General features: G+C 41.0%; 11 protein-coding genes and 2 pseudogenes. 8 read left to right on the forward strand and 5 right to left on the reverse strand.

Annotated elements, in window-relative coordinates:
- The first annotated feature begins 544 nt into the window (after nt 1-544).
- The 3 genes and pseudogenes from V7K73_RS15325 to V7K73_RS15335 form a co-directional block, all read left to right on the forward strand.
- Nucleotides 545-4531, forward strand: a complete 3987-nt coding sequence (locus tag V7K73_RS15325) for a magnesium chelatase subunit H (protein ID WP_334881347.1) — start codon at nt 545-547, stop codon at nt 4529-4531.
- 114 nt (nt 4532-4645) lie between these two features.
- Nucleotides 4646-4732 (forward strand): annotated as a pseudogene (locus V7K73_RS15330) (element excision factor XisH family protein); the annotation flags it as partial.
- A 279-nt stretch (nt 4733-5011) separates the two neighbouring features.
- Nucleotides 5012-6307, forward strand: a pseudogene (locus V7K73_RS15335) (IS4 family transposase); the annotation flags it as partial.
- Between the two features lie 52 nt (nt 6308-6359).
- On the opposite strand, the gene V7K73_RS15340 reads toward V7K73_RS15335, so the two are convergent.
- Nucleotides 6360-6926: an MAE_28990/MAE_18760 family HEPN-like nuclease gene (locus V7K73_RS15340; protein ID WP_334881349.1), complete on the reverse strand. Its 567-nt coding sequence runs from the start codon at nt 6924-6926 to the stop codon at nt 6360-6362.
- Nucleotides 6926-8041 (reverse strand): DUF262 domain-containing protein, encoded by a 1116-nt coding sequence (locus V7K73_RS15345; RefSeq protein WP_334881351.1) that lies wholly within the window; start codon nt 8039-8041, stop codon nt 6926-6928. The genes V7K73_RS15340 and V7K73_RS15345 overlap by 1 nt, the downstream gene beginning before the upstream one ends.
- Before the next feature lie 366 nt (nt 8042-8407).
- Here V7K73_RS15345 and V7K73_RS15350 point away from each other — a divergent pair, with 366 nt between their 5' ends.
- From V7K73_RS15350 to V7K73_RS15360, 3 genes are all read left to right on the forward strand, one after another.
- Nucleotides 8408-8983, forward strand: a complete 576-nt coding sequence (locus tag V7K73_RS15350) for a Uma2 family endonuclease (RefSeq protein ID WP_334881353.1) — start codon at nt 8408-8410, stop codon at nt 8981-8983.
- Nucleotides 8984-9096: 113 nt separating this feature from the next.
- Nucleotides 9097-9672: a Uma2 family endonuclease gene (locus tag V7K73_RS15355; protein WP_334881355.1), complete on the forward strand. Its 576-nt coding sequence runs from the start codon at nt 9097-9099 to the stop codon at nt 9670-9672.
- A 143-nt stretch (nt 9673-9815) separates the two neighbouring features.
- Nucleotides 9816-10079 (forward strand): HigA family addiction module antitoxin, encoded by a 264-nt coding sequence (locus V7K73_RS15360; protein WP_334881357.1) that lies wholly within the window; start codon nt 9816-9818, stop codon nt 10077-10079.
- Here V7K73_RS15360 and V7K73_RS15365 read toward each other — a convergent pair.
- Entirely contained in the window at nt 10045-10455 is a 411-nt protein-coding gene (locus V7K73_RS15365; protein ID WP_334881359.1) for a hypothetical protein, read from the reverse strand. The genes V7K73_RS15360 and V7K73_RS15365 overlap by 35 nt on opposite strands.
- A 207-nt stretch (nt 10456-10662) precedes the next feature.
- On the opposite strand from V7K73_RS15365, the gene V7K73_RS15370 reads away from it, so the two are divergent.
- Both V7K73_RS15370 and V7K73_RS15375 read left to right on the forward strand, forming a co-directional pair.
- Nucleotides 10663-10824, forward strand: a complete 162-nt coding sequence (locus V7K73_RS15370; RefSeq protein ID WP_334881361.1) for a hypothetical protein — start codon at nt 10663-10665, stop codon at nt 10822-10824.
- 77 nt (nt 10825-10901) lie between these two features.
- A complete protein-coding gene (locus V7K73_RS15375; RefSeq protein WP_334881363.1) occupies nt 10902-11858 on the forward strand; it encodes a putative 2-dehydropantoate 2-reductase in 957 nt (318 codons plus the stop codon).
- A 251-nt stretch (nt 11859-12109) separates the two neighbouring features.
- Here V7K73_RS15375 and V7K73_RS15380 read toward each other — a convergent pair whose 3' ends face one another.
- On the reverse strand, nt 12110-13456 hold the full coding sequence (locus tag V7K73_RS15380; protein ID WP_334881365.1) for an efflux RND transporter periplasmic adaptor subunit: 1347 nt from the start codon (nt 13454-13456) through the stop codon (nt 12110-12112).
- A 177-nt stretch (nt 13457-13633) separates the two neighbouring features.
- Entirely contained in the window at nt 13634-16972 is a 3339-nt protein-coding gene (locus tag V7K73_RS15385) for an efflux RND transporter permease subunit (RefSeq protein WP_334881367.1), read from the reverse strand.
- Nucleotides 16973-17012: the final 40 nt, after the last annotated feature.

Here is a 17012-nt window from a genome sequence, read left to right on the forward strand (position 1 = left end):
TGGGGTAGGAGAGGCTGCCGTAAGCAGCCTCTCCTACCCCCCTAACAATGATTATCATTATTGGTAACTGTATATTTTATTCTCTGGAAGTCCCTAAACAGACCAACCACTAAACTACACTTTAGTCTACTTAAAGAGTTTACTATTAAAACATTTATCGCTTATTTCAAGTGCTTTATATCTCACTAAAACAAGCTTTTTTATCCTCGTAATACTTTATCTTAATTTTATTACTATCGCCACTAGGTAAGATTTAATAAGCCTTGCTCAATCGCGTATATCTTTAAATAACTATTTAACGATTAAAAAGTATATTACAAAATATTTACATATAAGTGAGTCGATGCTTCTATATAAAGTCAACAAATACAAAGAAATATTTCGTTTTTTATATCGATTTGTGTCAGATAGAGGATAAAATGCCCAGTGGGTAAGTGTTTTCTGATAAAAAACACATATTGCCTAAAGATCAGAAGTTAACGGTGGCTGATAATGCCGCTCTTAACTTCTAGTAGAGAACACGCATCAAAGGAGCCGAAGAAGCATGTTCACCCACGTCAAGTCCACCATTAGACACATTGCGCCTGATAACTTACGCGGACGTAGTTTAATCAAGGTGGTCTATGTCGTGCTTGAGTCCCAGTACCAGAGTGCATTGTCGCAAGCAGTTCGCACGATTAACGCGAACAATCCCAACTTGGCGATTGAAATCAGCGGGTACTTGATTGAGGAACTCCGCGACCCAGAGAATTATGAGGAGTTTAAGCGAGAAATTGAGAGTGCGAATATCTTCATCGCTTCGCTCATTTTTATCGAAGACTTAGCACAGAAAGTCGTAGCAGCAGTAGAACCACACCGCGATCGCTTAGATGTTTCGGTTGTCTTTCCCTCAATGCCAGAGGTGATGCGCCTGAGTAAAATGGGCAGCTTTTCCTTGGCACAATTGGGTCAGTCAAAAAGTGCGATCGCTCAATTCATGCGGAAACGCAAAGAAAAATCCGGTGCGGGATTCCAAGATGGGATGCTGAAGCTTTTGCGAACGCTGCCGCAAGTGCTAAAGTTTTTACCGATGGAGAAAGCACAGGATGCCCGAAATTTCATGCTCAGTTTTCAGTATTGGCTAGGTGGTTCTCCAGAAAACCTGGAAAACTTCTTGCTGATGCTAGCTGATAAATACGTATTTAAAGATTTAGAGAAACAAAATTTTGCACCTTCTACATATCAACAGCCGGTGGTTTATCCCGATTTAGGGATTTGGCATCCTTTGGCTCCCTGTATGTTTGAAGATGTCAGAGAGTACCTGAATTGGTATACGGCTCGTAAGGATATCTCTAGCGATCTCAAAGATCCCCTAGCTCCTTGTGTTGGGTTAGTATTACAACGCACTCACCTAGTCACAGGGGATGATGCCCATTATGTCGCAATGGTGCAGGAATTAGAAGCATTAGGCGCACGGGTATTACCGGTTTTTGCTGGTGGTTTGGATTTCTCCAAGCCTGTGGATGCTTACTTCTATGAACCAAATACCAACACACAGTTAGTAGATGCTGTAATATCGCTGACTGGTTTTGCTTTGGTGGGTGGGCCAGCCAGACAAGATCATCCGAAAGCAATTGAGTCACTCAAACGCTTAAACCGTCCTTACATGGTGGCCTTACCCTTAGTATTCCAAACCACAGAAGAGTGGATGGATAGCGATTTAGGGTTACATCCAATTCAAGTCGCTTTGCAAATTGCGATTCCTGAATTGGATGGAGCAATTGAGCCGATTATATTATCGGGTAGGGATGGGACTACAGGGAAAGCGATCGCACTGCGCGATCGGGTTGAAGCTGTAGCCGAACGCGCCTTAAAATGGGCAAATCTGCGCCGCAAACCGAAGCTAGAGAAAAAAGTCGCCATCACCGTTTTCAGCTTTCCGCCAGATAAAGGCAACGTGGGAACCGCCGCTTATTTAGATGTATTTGCTTCCATCTACGAGGTGATGAAAGCACTCAAAAATAACGGCTACGATTTACCAGAGTTGCCAGAATCAGCCGAAGCGTTGATGCAAGAAGTCATCCACGACGCCCAAGCGCAGTACAACAGCCCAGAACTGAACGTTGCTTATAAAATGTCGGTTCCTGAGTATGAGGCGCTGACTCCATACTCTCACCGCTTAGAGGAAAACTGGGGGCCACCTCCGGGACATCTCAACAGTGATGGGCAAAATCTGCTGATTTATGGTAAGCAATTCGGTAACGTCTTCATCGGTGTGCAACCTACATTTGGTTATGAAGGCGACCCGATGCGGCTGTTGTTCTCACGTTCAGCTAGTCCTCACCACGGTTTTGCTGCCTACTACACTTACCTAGAGCAAGTTTGGCAAGCTGATGCTGTACTGCACTTTGGTACACACGGTTCATTGGAATTCATGCCAGGTAAACAGATGGGGATGTCTGGTGATTGTTATCCAGATAACTTAATTGGCTCAATTCCCAACCTGTATTACTACGCCGCCAATAATCCGAGTGAAGCGACAATTGCCAAACGTCGCAGTTATGCCGAAACAATTTCCTACTTGACACCGCCGGCAGAAAATGCTGGTTTGTATAAAGGTTTGAAGGAACTGAGCGAGTTAATTGCTTCTTACCAAACCTTGAAAGATAGTGGGCGGGGTGTTTCCATTGTTAACAGCATCATGGATAAATGCCGGATCGTGAATCTGGATAAGGATATTAACCTGCCAGAAACCGATGCCAGAGACATGAGTGCCGATGAGCGGGATAATATTGTTGGCAACGTCTACCGGAAGTTGATGGAAATTGAGTCGCGGTTGTTGCCTTGTGGGTTGCACGTCATTGGTAAACCGCCAAGTGCAGAAGAAGCGATCGCAACTCTGGTAAATATTGCTAGTCTAGATCGTCAGGAAGAAGGACTTCAAGGCTTGCCGGGAATTATCGCCAATAGTATTGGGCGTAACATTGACGATATTTACCAAAATAATGACAGAGGCATTTTACAAGATGTCCAATTACTGCAAGACATCACCTTGGCAACCCGTGCAGCAGTTACTGCCCTTGTCCAAGAGCAAATCGACGCAGAAGGGCGAGTTTCTTTGGTTTCCCGGTTGAATTTCTTCAACATGGGTAAAAAAGAACCTTGGGTAGAATCATTGCATAAAGCAGGTTATCCCAAAGTTGACACCACAGCCCTAAAACCCCTACTTGAGTATTTGGAATTCTGTCTGCAACAAGTTTGTGCCGATAACGAACTCGGAGCATTACTCAGAGGTTTGGAAGGTGAGTACATCCTACCCGGTCCTGGTGGCGATCCCATCCGCAACCCGGATGTATTGCCCACAGGTAAGAATATCCATGCACTCGATCCCCAATCCATCCCCACAACGGCAGCAGTTCAATCAGCCAAAATTGTCGTAGACAGGCTTTTGATTCGTAATAAGGCGGAAAACGAAGGTAAATGGCCAGAAACCATCGCCTGTGTCCTCTGGGGAACCGATAACATCAAAACTTACGGTGAATCCCTAGCCCAAATTATGTGGATGGTGGGCGTGCGTCCAGTTCCCGATGCTTTGGGACGGGTGAACAAGTTGGAATTGATATCTCTAGAAGAGTTGGGAAGACCGAGAATTGATGTAGTAATCAACTGTTCTGGAGTATTCCGCGACTTGTTCATCAACCAAATGAACCTGCTAGACCAAGGCGTGAAAATGGCAGCCGAGGCGGATGAACCCTTAGAAATGAACTTTGTTCGCAAACACGCTTTGCTGCAAGCGGAGGAAATGGGGATTAATCTGCGTCAAGCTGCGACGCGCGTTTTCTCCAATGCTTCTGGTTCCTACTCGTCAAATATCAACTTGGCGGTAGAAAACAGTACTTGGGATAGCGAAGCCGAGTTGCAGGAAATGTATCTCAACCGGAAATCCTTCTCCTTCAATTCCGATAACCCCGGAATTATGGACGAATCCCGGCAGATTTTTGAAAGTAGCTTGAAAACTGCTGATGCAACTTTCCAAAATTTGGATTCTTCGGAGATTAGTTTAACGGATGTTTCTCATTACTTCGATTCAGATCCCACTAAGTTAGTTGCAAGTCTGCGGGGTGATGGTAAAAAACCAGCATCTTATATTGCAGATACAACCACAGCTAACGCTCAAGTGCGGACATTATCAGAAACCGTGCGTTTGGATGCGCGTACCAAATTGTTAAATCCCAAGTGGTACGAGGGAATGCTAAATCACGGTTACGAAGGTGTGCGCGAACTCTCCAAACGATTGGTAAATACAACGGGTTGGAGTGCGACAGCCGGCGCTGTGGATAACTGGATTTACGAGGATACTAACGAAACCTTCATCAAAGATGAAGAAATGCAGAAACGGTTGTTGAACCTTAATCCCCATTCTTTCCGCAAGATTGTATCAACTTTGTTAGAAGTGAATGGACGCGGTTATTGGCAGACTAGCGAGGATAATTTAGATCGTCTGCGCGAGTTGTACCAAGAAGTTGAAGACCGGATTGAAGGCATTGAATAATCCCTAATCATAAATGTAGGGACGTTTTATAGAACGTCTCTACATAAAAAACGGTTTTGACAAATTGGATGGAATGTGGCTAAATGAAAATCAAATATATAATTATAGATATGTATGTCTGCTAAAGATGTCTTTCATGAAGTTGTCAAAACAGCTTTACAGAAAGATGGTTGGCAAATTACTCACGATCCACTCACAATTCATCCGTGAGAGGTTAGAATAAAGTGCTTTTTGTCAATCAGCTAAAATACTCAAAATAGTCTTAATAAGAATGATAATCGTGTATGGGGAGAGGGGGAGGAGGCAAGCGACGCTTGCCTCCTCCCCCTCTATTTGATTATCATTATCTTAAAGGTACTTGACAACTTAAATAAGGTAAGAAAAAGTATTGTAACGACAAAATAACTTTGCAAGAAGCGGGCAACATTCTTAGGTAAATTCAATTATTAAACGAGGTAATGAAAAGTTTGGTTTACCACCATGCCCAAGCGACCAAAACAAAACTCTGACCACCCACACCGACATAATACTCCTACTATAGATAATGAAGCGATCGCTAAACACTTAGAAGCTTTATTAACCCCAGCAGTTTTTGCCCAACAAAAATATTATAAACAGTTAGGATTACGAGACAGAGTTCTCAATTTATCTTTAATGGTAGCAGCAGTATTAACACTGTTGTGGCGACAAGTTCCTGGCGTTCAAGAGTTGAATCGTCTGTTAGCACGAGAAGGTTTATTATGGTGTCCTGTTACTAAAGTTGCTCAACAATCACTCTCAGAAAGATTTTTAGTTTTTCCTTCTGAATTATTTGAGCGAGCGTTTAAAGATTTATTGCCTAAATTGCAATTTAATTGGCAACAAAGACTCAGGCGACCATTGCCAGATAGCGTGAAGTTTTCACTCTGTAATTTTGAACGAATATGGATAGCTGATGGGTCTACATTAGAGGCTCTATTTCGGAAGCTAAAAAGCCTGGAAGACGTGAAAGCAGGGCAACTTGCAGGTAAAATTTGTACAGTTATTGATTTGGTTACTCGTTTACCTGTCGAAGTTTGGTTTCACACTAATCCTGCTGCTTCTGACACAAATTTTGAATCTGCATTACTAAATTTAGTGACTGCTAAGACTTTAATTTTACTTGACAGAGGTTTCTATCATTTCCAGTTTTTACAACAACTGATTAATCAAGAAGTCCATTTTATTACTCGTTTAAAAGCCAAAGCATCTATTAAATATCTAAAGATTTTTAGCTATGACCATTCTCTTAAAGACCGATTGATTCAACTTGGTACTGGTCGTGGTGGCGCACCAGTACTGACTTTACGTTTAATCGAGATAAAAGTTGCTAAAACTAGCTATTCTTACATTACTTCTGTCCTTGATCCACAAATTTTACCTCCTTATGTTGTGGCAGATTTATACCGCCGAAGATGGAGAGTTGAAGAAGCTTTCTACACAGTAAAACGCTTGCTGGGGCTATCTTATTTATGGACTGGTTCTATTAATGGTATCAAGCTACAAGTCTGGGCTACTTGGTTATTTTATGCTGTTTTGGTTGACTTGGGAGATGCGGTTGCAGACGAATTATCTCTGCCATTTGACCGCATTTCTTTGGAGATGATATTTCGCGGTTTGTACCATTTTAGTGTCGCAAATGACAAAGGCAAAGCGGATGACCCGATTAAGTACTTCGCTGCCCCAGAGAATCAAGACTTAGGCGTGGTTAAATATCTGCGAAAGCCATTCTCCAAGCTAGATTTATCGCCTTTTCCTGCACCCTCTTGACAAATGTGCAATTATCTTAACCTCTCACTGATGCTCACAATTAGCGTCGGAGGAGTGAACCTTCTTCTTTAAAAGACATAACACCATGAGCTAAATCATTTCTATTTTTTTTTATTGACACTAAATCAATTCCATCTCTAGTATCTTTGTCAGTAATGGCTGAAAATCCATATACTTTAGCTATTATCTTGATTTCTCTAGCATCTACATTACCAGAGAACAGACCATCACGATTAAAGCCATATTTAATCATATCTAGGGAAATAATTGTTATTTCTTGTAAGACTTTATCAACATCACGTTTATTTAAATTTTGCAAAATTATTTTTTTAATTTCTAGTCTTAGTTGATCGAAGGAAACACCTTTATTACTAATTTCATCAAAAATACTTTGAATAGCATTTCTCATAGTAGATTCTATAAGATTGTAAAGTAATAAAAATCCAGTAGATTTTAAACTTTTATCTAATTCAGAATCAATTTTAGAAATTCCACCATCCTTACTTAATAAAATTTGGCCTTGCTCCAAATCTCTCAGAAAATGAAGATAATCACTAACGTCTTTAGCACGTTCGTTGAAATCCTCTAAATCTAATACTTCTTTCACTAAACTCTACCTAAAATCTGATCACGGACATATTCAATACGACGAATAACTTTATTTCTAGAACTACTAGCATCACTACTAGTGTATCCTATAAATTCTTTTGAATCCAGGAAATCTACTGATGTAGGCTTGAGGTTTTTTTGTTGTCTTAAAGCTAAAGTTATACCAACAGCAAGAGATTCAAATTTAATTCGAGTTGTTGTTCTATCCTTTTTCTTCCCTTGTCTAAAACCTGTTGGAAAATACATCTCAACAAAATCAATCATTGCATAAAATTCATTTTTCATGTTTTCTAGAGTATTTGGTTCATCTTTATTAAGTTCCTGTACATAACTATCAAGAAACTCATTAATATTCTTATTAAAACTTTGATAATTATTTAAAAAAGCAAAAAATCGTAAAACAAATTCTTGGGGTTCTACTCTTTTAATTGAGGTTTCTGTAAAATCACAAAGACTAATAAATTTTTGGTACTTCGCTAATTCATCTATCAAATCAAGAAAAGCTCCTCTTCTAATACCTCTAATTTTTTCCATTGGATTTAATTCAACACTACCCGTATTGATTCTTTCAAATAAATCTCTACGAGTTTCTTCATCAGCATCTTCTGTGAGTTGAATCATTCTTATGGTTGTTCGTTGAAAACGTCTTTGACGTGCAATAGGTAGACTAGAAAATATAAATCCTTTCAGTTTATCTAACTTTTCTAAATCCTGTAAACGTAACTTATCATTAATGAAATTCGCTAAAGTGCGAATCCTTTGTGTTCCATCTATGATTTCTAAACGAGCTAAATCTTTTGTTTCTAAAGGATTTTCGTCTGTTGCTTCCCCGGAAGTATCTGCAACATAAATATAAGGAATAGGTAAACCTAATAAAATAGATTCAATAAATTTAGATTGTCTTTTTTGATCCCAAATCATCGCTCTTTGGTAATCTGGAATAAATAATTCATTAGAATCATCATCAAGACCTTTTAGGTATTTTTGAACTATAACTTTAATAGGATACTCAATTGTGTTATAGTCAACGACTTTTTTCTTGTCGCGGATTTGTATCTCTGCTTCTTCCTGCATTTGTTCTGTAATATTTTTGCTTAATAAATTGTTACTCATGTTAGATTGTTAGATTGACATATCTGAGTTGTTGCATCTATAGTATCGTACTTTTGATTATTCAATTATTGTTATGCTGAATAAAAATTTCAAAAAAACCCTTATAAATAAAAGAATTTAGCATTTTGCATTGCAAAATATTGCTTTAGCTGTGGCTTATGAAGTGCGATCGCGTTCACTCTTCTACAACAGGCGATGTCTAACAGCAAGCCGCTACGGGTCTAGGCTTTATTTTTGAGGTTTTCTGCAAGGCGATCGCACTAACTCTTCCAGAACAGGCGATCGCTCTTGGACAACAGGCGATCGCTTTCTATAATACCATCATAAAATAAGTGTAACCTCTAGGCTTCATTGCCTATCCTGCTTATGAACGCCCTAACAGTCAACCTTAAACCTGTGCTGGAACTGACAGATGAGCAGTTTTTTAATCTATGTCAGGCAAACCGTGACTTGAGGTTTGAACGCACTGCAACCGGAGAATTAATTATCATGCCACCAACCGGGGGAGAAACCGGAAATCGTAACGCTGGGCTAACTGCTCAAGTTTGGATTTGGAATGAGCAAAATAAACTGGGTATTGCCTTTGATTCCTCTACAGGTTTTAAACTTCCCAATGGTGCAGACCGTTCCCCTGATGCTTCTTGGATAAAGTTAGAACGATGGGATGCTTTAACTGAAGAAGAAAAACAAAAGTTTCCCCCCATTTGTCCTGATTTTGTTGTTGAGTTACTTTCGCTAAGTGATAGTTTGAAAGTTGCACAGGAAAAGATGAGGGAATACATACATAATGGTGTGCGCTTGGGTTGGTTCATTAATCGTAAATCGCGGCAAGTGGAGATTTATCGGCAAGGACAAGAGGTTGAGGTGTTGGAATCGCCTGTTACTTTGTCAGGAGAAGATGTTTTGCAGGGTTTTGTGTTGAATTTGGGAATGATTTGGTAATATTTACGTGTGTGTTAGGTATCACTAGAAGCAGAAAAAATGGATGAAGGGGATAGAATAGTCTGTAGGCTAGGCATCTTTCCTGAGTTAATATTTCAATCTGTAATATCACCATGAATGCTTTAACCGTCAACCTTCAATCAGTATTGGAACTGACAGATGAGCAGTTTTTTAATCTATGTCAGGCAAACCGTGACTTGAGGTTTGAACGCACTGCAACCGGAGAATTAATTATTATGCCACCAACAGGGGGAGAAACCGGAAATCGTAATGGTAGACTAACCCAACAATTATTTAACTGGTCAGATACCGATGGTACTGGCATCGCTTTTGATTCTTCTACTTGTTTTAAATTACCTAATAGTGCAGATAGTTCACCTGATGCTTGTTGGATAAAGTTAGAACGATGGGATGCTTTAACTGAAGAAGAAAAACAAAAATTTCCTCCCATTTCTCCTGGTTTTGTAATTGAGTTACTTTCGCCAAGTGATAGTTTGAAAGTTGCTCAAGAAAAGATGAGGGAATACATAGATAATGGTGTGCGTTTGGGTTGGTTAATTAATCGGAAATCGCGGCAAGTGGAAATTTATCGACAAGGACAAGAGGTTGATGTGCTGGAATCGCCTGTTACTTTGTCAGGAGAAGATGTTTTACAGGGGTTTATTTTAAATCTTGAGGCGATTTTGTAACTGAATAACAAAACAAGAGTCATGAGAAATTTAGAGGCAGTAGCAGCTTAAAGATTATCATTAACTCCTGTGTTTGTATGATATTAATTGGTTAGAGAATGCTAAATAAGGTTAACCAAATTATTAAGTAAGAAGTATTAATTATGGATAATTGGCAAGATATTAATGATGATAGATTAGTAAGACCAATACATCCTGGTGAAGAAATTGCAGATGTTTTAGATCATTTAGATATTAATGCCGTAAATTTGGCAGAATTTTTAAGAGTATCTAATCAAACAATTCAGGCAATTATTAATGGTCAAACCTCAATTACAGTAGATATAGCAATACGTCTTGGTAAAGCTTTAGGAAATGGCCCAAGACTTTGGCTTAATCTTCAGCAAAAAGTTGACCTGAGTTGCTAGTTACTAGTAATTTTGCTCCACAGAGTTCAAAAAGATTTCGCGGGTTAGGATGATGCTCAAGTATTGCACTTTTATTTTTAAAATCAGCTTTTAACCATTCAATAAAATTATCTGCAAATTTCTCAGTTTTATTGCTAATTAACTCAGATTGTATATCTAATTTTAGAACTGATAAATTCTGGTTATCTTGTGCAATTTGATATTGAAAATAAGCAGGTGCTATTGAAGAGATAATTTTTCCGTACTTATATGCTGTATGCAAATCTTCATCCGCAATATGAGTCACATCAATTAATAAAGCATGATTCAAAATTAGTACTTTACGTTCTTGGATAGAAAGAGGTAATAGAGTCTCAGCTGCTAACTCAGTAGACATAAAAGCTATATTTAACTCATTAGGCTTTCTTAGTGTTCCCCAAATTATCCACTAGACTTAATATCTACTGAAATTTTATTTGCTGCTTTTTGTAATATATTGGTGCGTTACCGTAGGTATAACGACAAGCCGCTAATCGTCTACGCCTTATTTTTGAGATTTTCTGCAAAGCGATACCTACGGTGAGCTACGCTAACGCACTCACTCTTGTACAACAGCGATCGCTTTATTTTTGAGGTTTTCTGTAAAGCGATCGCCTACAATGCCATCATAGAATTAGCGATCGCTTTGGAAATGTGGAAGTGCGATGTATACGACGGGCTAGACCTACGCTTCTATATTTTCCACGATGAGAGAATTTTTAATTAAGGCAGGAATTGAAATATGATGACTTATTAGGGATACACAGCTAGTATCGTTTATATAAAAATCTCTTTGTTAGCAAAATGTCCAAGCGTAGTTACGCCATTCTAGGAACTGGTGCATTAGGTGGCTTTTATGGTGCAAAACTGCAAAAAGCTGGTTTAGATGTTCACTTTTTGCTCAAAAGTGATTATGAATATGTCAGTAAATCTGGTTTAGTTATTGAGTCAAAAGATGGTGATTTCGCCCTGACTCAAGTCAACGCCTACAATGATATAGAAAAAATGCCACAATGCGATGTGGTAGTGGTAGCGCTAAAGACGACACAAAACCATTTATTGCCGCAGATGTTACCGCCACTCGTCAGGGATGATGCGGTAGTGTTGGTATTGCAAAATGGACTGGCGGTGGAAGAAGAAGTTGCGAAAATAGTTGGCAATGTCAGCATTATTGGTGGGTTGTGTTTTCTCTGTTCCAATAAAGTCGGAGCAGGACATATCCGCCACCTCGACTATGGACAAATTACCATAGGGGGATATGCTTCTGGCTATAATCCTACTGGGATTACAGATAAAATGCGGCAAATTGCCGATGACTTGAAGAGTGCTGGTATCTCAACGGAATTAGCTGAAGACTTATTACTAGGGCGATGGAAAAAATTAGTGTGGAATATTCCCTATAATGGACTGTCTGTAATTCTCAACGCTAGAACAGATGAGCTAATGTCCTATGTTCACACCCGCAAATTAGTTGAACAGTTGATGTATGAAGTTGCAGCAGGTTCAAAAAGTTGCAGACGCATCATTCCTGATAGCTTCATTCAAACAATGCTGGATTACACCGTGAAAATGAAGCCTTATCGTACCAGCATGAAAATTGACTACGACGAAAGGCGGCCTTTAGAAGTAGAAGCAATTTTTGGGAACCCATTACGGAAAGCGCAAGCAGCAGATGTGGATTTACCGCAGATTAGCTGTATATACCAGCAGTTAAAGTTTTTGGATGAGAAAATAAGAGTAGAAGATCGGGAAAACGCTTAATATCATGTCCAACGCCAAGACTCAAGTCATGCCTCTATTATGCAACGCCATGCAACGCCTTCACAGCAAGCAATGTCTACGGCTAGCTACGCTTATTGAGGGACAGCATTCAATACCGTTCGGTTAAAGAATTTTTTGCTTGAGGCAGACTGTTGAGCCAGAGGCAGAAGAGAATTACTGAAAAATAACTCTCTTTACTCCCCTGCCTCCCTCTCCTGCATTTATGCATCGGGAATGTCAAAACATTGAGTCTACTTTGTTTGTGCAACTGGCTGCACGCGCAAACCCTCAGTCTGATCAACCGTAGGAGTGGCAATCAGCGATTCATTTCCTGTCAAACCTGATGTAATTTCTACTTCAGTACCATAATCTCGCCCAACGGCAACTTTTTGATAATGCACTGTTTGGTCTTTGGTTAAAGTTGCTACCTGCGTACCTCCGGCATTGACAACTAAAGCACTATCTGGCACAACAAAGGGAGTATTAGCGCGGTTAATAGCAAATTTTACAGTAGCATACATCCCCGGTCGCAGCATAGCGTCGGAATTCTGCACTTCTAATTGTGTTAGCAAAGTGCGAGTATTTGGATCTATAGCGTTGCTAGTCCGCACTACTTTACCCGTAAACAATCGTTGTGGTAACTCTGTGACTGTAATTTGTGCTGTTTGACCAGTCTGAAATGACGGTGATAAACTCTGTGGAACATTCACATTCACATCTAGCTTGTCATAAGCAGCAATGGTATAAAGGCTGGTATTGCTAGTGTTGCTGTTGCTGGTATTGGTGCTGCCACTACCTGCTGAAATTAAAACACCTGTATTTACGTTACGTGCGGTAATCACTCCTGAGAAAGGAGCAGTGACTTTCTTATAAGACTGCAACACAGTATTACGCTGGAAGTTTGCTTGACTTGCGTAGACGTTAGCTTGTGCTGCTTTGATGTTGGCAGAGTCAGAATTAACAGTGTTTTGTGCTGCCTCAACGTTGGCAAGATTAGCCTGATATGTAGCATATTTTGTATCTGCATCTTGTTGAGGCACTGCACCTTGCTTAACAAGAACACTCCAGCGCAGCCAGGTCTGACGTGCTATCAATAGGTTAGCGCGGGCTTGCTTCAAATCAGAAACACCTTTAGCTAAACTAGCACGACTTTGAAGCACGTTGGCTTGTGCTTGTGCTAACTCTGCCTTTGCTTGCAAAACTTGCTGATCTATGTCTGGTGAATCAATCTCTGCTAACAATTGGCCAGCCTGCACGCGATCGCCAATGTCTGCGTACCACCGCCGCAAATACCCAGTACTGCGAGCGTAGATAGTTGTTTGATTAAGGGCTACAACACTACCAGGGAGTTCTAAATTGGTAGTAGCAGCAGCGCGATGGGGAGTGATAACGTTGACTGAGGGTATGGTGCTTGCTTCTTTGACTGCCGCTTGTAATTCTGACCTTTGGGTTAACCGGGGCAGAATACCTATGAGTAGTAGGCTACCAAAAAAAACAGCACCAAGTACACCCCAACCAATTCGACCGATGCCGCGCTTTTGTTTTCTAGAAGTCGTTTGTTGTTGAGAATCAGGAGATAGAGGAGGCTGAGAATCCATAGGTAATACTAATTCGTAATTCGTAATTCGTAATTCGTAATTAAGAAAGTCAGATTCAGTGTGGGTTTGAAGGTTTGAATCTGTTGCCGGATTTTAGAAAATTAGTATAATTTGCATGAATTCGGCAGCTAGATTCTTACCTTCATTGGCTTTGGCAATTTTGAACAATGAAATTGCTTATGACTTACCTTGGGATGATGACAAGGAGTATGCAGTCTGTGGATCTGAGAAAGTTAAATCGTCATCATCCTCATCGATAGGATGAGGTTGTTGACGCCGTAACATGCTATATACAACAGGTACAAAGATAAGAGTCGCAACTGTTGCAGCTGACAAGCCGCCAATTACAGCGCGACCCAAGGGCGCATTCTGCTCGCCACCTTCACCAAGACCGAGAGACATTGGCACCATACCGATGAGCATGGCTAAGGCAGTCATCAACACAGGACGCAACCGCGTATGACCTGCCGCCTGGGCTGCTTTATAGGCATTTTGCCCTTCTTGACGCTGGTCATTAGCAAAAGTAATCAGTAGAATACTGTTTGATGTTGCTACACCTATACTCATAATTGTACCCATTAACGAAGGGACGCTAAAGGTGGTGCGGGTGACAAACAGTATCCAGACAATACCAGCTAAAGCACTTGGTAGCGCCATCATAATAATCAGGGGATCGAGCCAAGATTGGAAGTTCACCACCATTAAGCAGTAAACTAGCACAATTGCAAACACCAGTCCTAAACCAAGTCCTAGAAACGAAGAGTTCATCGTTTGCACTTGCCCTCGGACATTAATCTGACTACCGTGAGGCAATTTTTTCTGATAATCAGCGATGATTCGATTCACATCCTTGGCAACTCCCCCCAGATCGCGATTTGAGGAGTTAGCGTAGATATCGAAAACTGGCTGAATGTTGTAGTGATTCACAACTTGCATTACTGTGTCACGTTTGACACTAGCCAAATTACCTAAAAGTTGGGGTGCAGTTTGACCGTTGCTAACTGGCGTATTTTTCAGGCTGTCAATAGAGTCAATTTTGTACTGGGGAACTTGTACAGCAAGGGTGTAACTCACGCCTTTTTTGGGATCGAGCCATTGGTTAATTGCGGCTTGACCGCTTGAACTTAAGGAAGTAAGAACGCTATTGGCAACATCACGCTGAGTCATACCCAGTTGTTGAGCCTCGGTGCGATCTACATCAAGACGTAACTCTGGAGCATCGACAACTTGCTGCATGTGTACATCTACAGCACCAGGAATACGCGTCATCCGCGCTTCGATTTGTTTGGCAATTTCAAAGTTGGCTTTTGAGTTTTGCAGAGGCCCAGATATTTGTACGTCAACAGCAGCAGGTAAACCGAAATTCAGAATTTGAGTCACAATATCAGCTGGCTCAAAAAAGAAGGTGTAATTGGGAAATGTCACTTTCAATTTCTGGCGGAGTTGCTTGATGTAAGAAAAAGTTGAACCAGATTCTTTTAAAGACACCAGAATATCAGCATCAGCCGGGCCAATTGTCGCTCCGTTGTAGCCATAGGTAAGGTTAATACCACTATTGGGTAAGCCGATGTTATCCAAAATCTTCGAGAGATTTTCCTTCGGTACAGTCTGGCGGATAACGCCTTCAACTTGGCTGACAATTCTTTCTGTCTCTTCCAAACGAGTACCAGGTAAGGCTCGAACATGTAAGCTAAACTGACCACCATCGACTTCAGGGAAAAAGTCTTGACCGACGAAGGGCAACAAAACACCTGCACTTACTATAAAAGCACCAAACAGCACAAAAACTATGCGACGGTGATTCAATGCTGAGGTGAGGACATCGTAGTACCAACTGCGAAATTTCTCAAATTGTCGGTTAAACTTTTCGTGTAGCCCCCATATCCAATCTTTCTTAACAGGTTCGGCAGTTTTCCTTGTTGGCTCTAACCTTTGGTGGTTGTCGCTACCATTATTACCATTATTATTTTGCAATAGCGAATCGGTGTGGCGATCGCCATGACCATTCTGATCCTCGTTTTCTCTATGCCAGTCCGCTTCATGTGGTAGGAGATAATTTGCCATCGTCGGTACTACAGTCCGAGATAGCAGATAGGAAGCAAGCATGGCAAATACTACCGCCATCGCTAGCGGTACAAATAGGTATTTTGCCACTCCACTGAGAAACACAACCGGCACAAAGACAATACAAATACATAATGTTGCTACAAGTGCTGGAGTTGCAATTTGCTGCGCTCCATCTAAAATTGCTCGCTTGATTGGTTTACCTTGTCCGAGATTTCGGTGGATATTTTCAATTTCCACTGTGGCATCATCTACGAGAATACCGACGGCTAAGGATAAACCACCCAAAGTCATAATATTGAAAGTTTGTCCTAAACGACTCATCACAATAATCGAAACCAGCATCGAGAGGGGAATCGATACGGCGACGATCACTGTGCTGCGCCAGCTTCCCAGGAAAATCAAAATCATCAGCGCGGTGAGACACCCAGCAATCAATCCTTCTTTGAGAACGCCTTGAATCGAAGCTTTAACAAATACAGATTGATCGAACAAAAACGCTAAATTCAGTCCTGGGGGTAAAGTCGATTGAATGCGGGGCAAAGCATTTTTTACCCGAGCAATCACATCAATGGTTGAGGCATTCCCACTCTTGAGAATACTCAGTAAACTCGATCGCCTGCCATTTTCACGGACTATGTTCGCTTGCACGGCAAAGCCATCTCTTACCTGCGCCACATCACGAATGTAAGTAACATTACCATTGACTTGCTTAATCGGCAAGTCGTTGAGGGCTGCCACTACATCTGGACTATTGTTAATTCGGACGGCAAAATCCCGAGTGCCTATCTTCATATCGCCTGCGGGCAAAACCAAGTTTTGGGCGCTGACAGCGTTAGTCACGTCTTGGGCAGAAACGCCTTTAGCCAACATCGCTTGGGGATCGATATCAACCATAATTTGCCGAGGTTTACCACCATAGGGCAAAGGTACACTCGCCCCTTGTACTGTTGCTAACTGGGTGCGGACAAAGTTAGTAGCATAATCGTTGAGTGCTTGTTCGGGCAAGTTTTTGCTGCTAACACTCATCTGGATAATCGGCACGCTAGAAGCGTTGTATTGAATGATGAATGGCGGCGTGATCCCCGGTGGCAAAGGACGGAGAATTGTTTGGCTGACAGAGGTAATTTGAGCGACTGCTGAGGCTATATTAACGCTCGGTTGAAAGAAAACTTTGACGACGCTAACACCACTTAAAGATTGAGATTCAATGTGTTCAATGTCACCAACTGTTGTTGTCATGGCGCGTTCGCTAATTGTCACGATTCGCTCTGCCATTTCCTCAGATGTAGTACCACTATAAGTCCAAACTATGCTAACCACCGGAATGTTGATTGCTGGAAAAATATCAACCGATGTGCCAAATATCGTTACTACACCCAAGATCACAATCATCAAGGCAGCGATCGCGAATGTATACGGAAGACGTAAAGCAATTTTGACGATCCACATGCAATTTCCTTTTAAATGGGTTTAACGCTCTATCATCACT

This window comes from Nostoc sp. (assembly GCF_036916975.1).
GTDB lineage: Bacteria > Cyanobacteriota > Cyanobacteriia > Cyanobacteriales > Nostocaceae > Nostoc.

What these genes read in the sequence shown, in the direction of transcription:
- V7K73_RS15325 (WP_334881347.1), top strand. Translation starts at nt 545, where the DNA reads ATGTTCACCCACGTCAAGTCCACCATTAGACACATTGCGCCTGATAAC.
- V7K73_RS15360 (WP_334881357.1), top strand. Translation starts at nt 9,816, where the DNA reads ATGGATAATTGGCAAGATATTAATGATGATAGATTAGTAAGACCAATA.
- V7K73_RS15350 (WP_334881353.1), top strand. Translation starts at nt 8,408, where the DNA reads ATGAACGCCCTAACAGTCAACCTTAAACCTGTGCTGGAACTGACAGAT.
- V7K73_RS15375 (WP_334881363.1), top strand. Translation starts at nt 10,902, where the DNA reads ATGTCCAAGCGTAGTTACGCCATTCTAGGAACTGGTGCATTAGGTGGC.
- V7K73_RS15365 (WP_334881359.1), bottom strand. Translation starts at nt 10,455, where the DNA reads ATGTCTACTGAGTTAGCAGCTGAGACTCTATTACCTCTTTCTATCCAA.
- V7K73_RS15355 (WP_334881355.1), top strand. Translation starts at nt 9,097, where the DNA reads ATGAATGCTTTAACCGTCAACCTTCAATCAGTATTGGAACTGACAGAT.
- V7K73_RS15345 (WP_334881351.1), bottom strand. Translation starts at nt 8,041, where the DNA reads ATGAGTAACAATTTATTAAGCAAAAATATTACAGAACAAATGCAGGAA.
- V7K73_RS15385 (WP_334881367.1), bottom strand. Translation starts at nt 16,972, where the DNA reads ATGTGGATCGTCAAAATTGCTTTACGTCTTCCGTATACATTCGCGATC.
- V7K73_RS15380 (WP_334881365.1), bottom strand. Translation starts at nt 13,456, where the DNA reads ATGGATTCTCAGCCTCCTCTATCTCCTGATTCTCAACAACAAACGACT.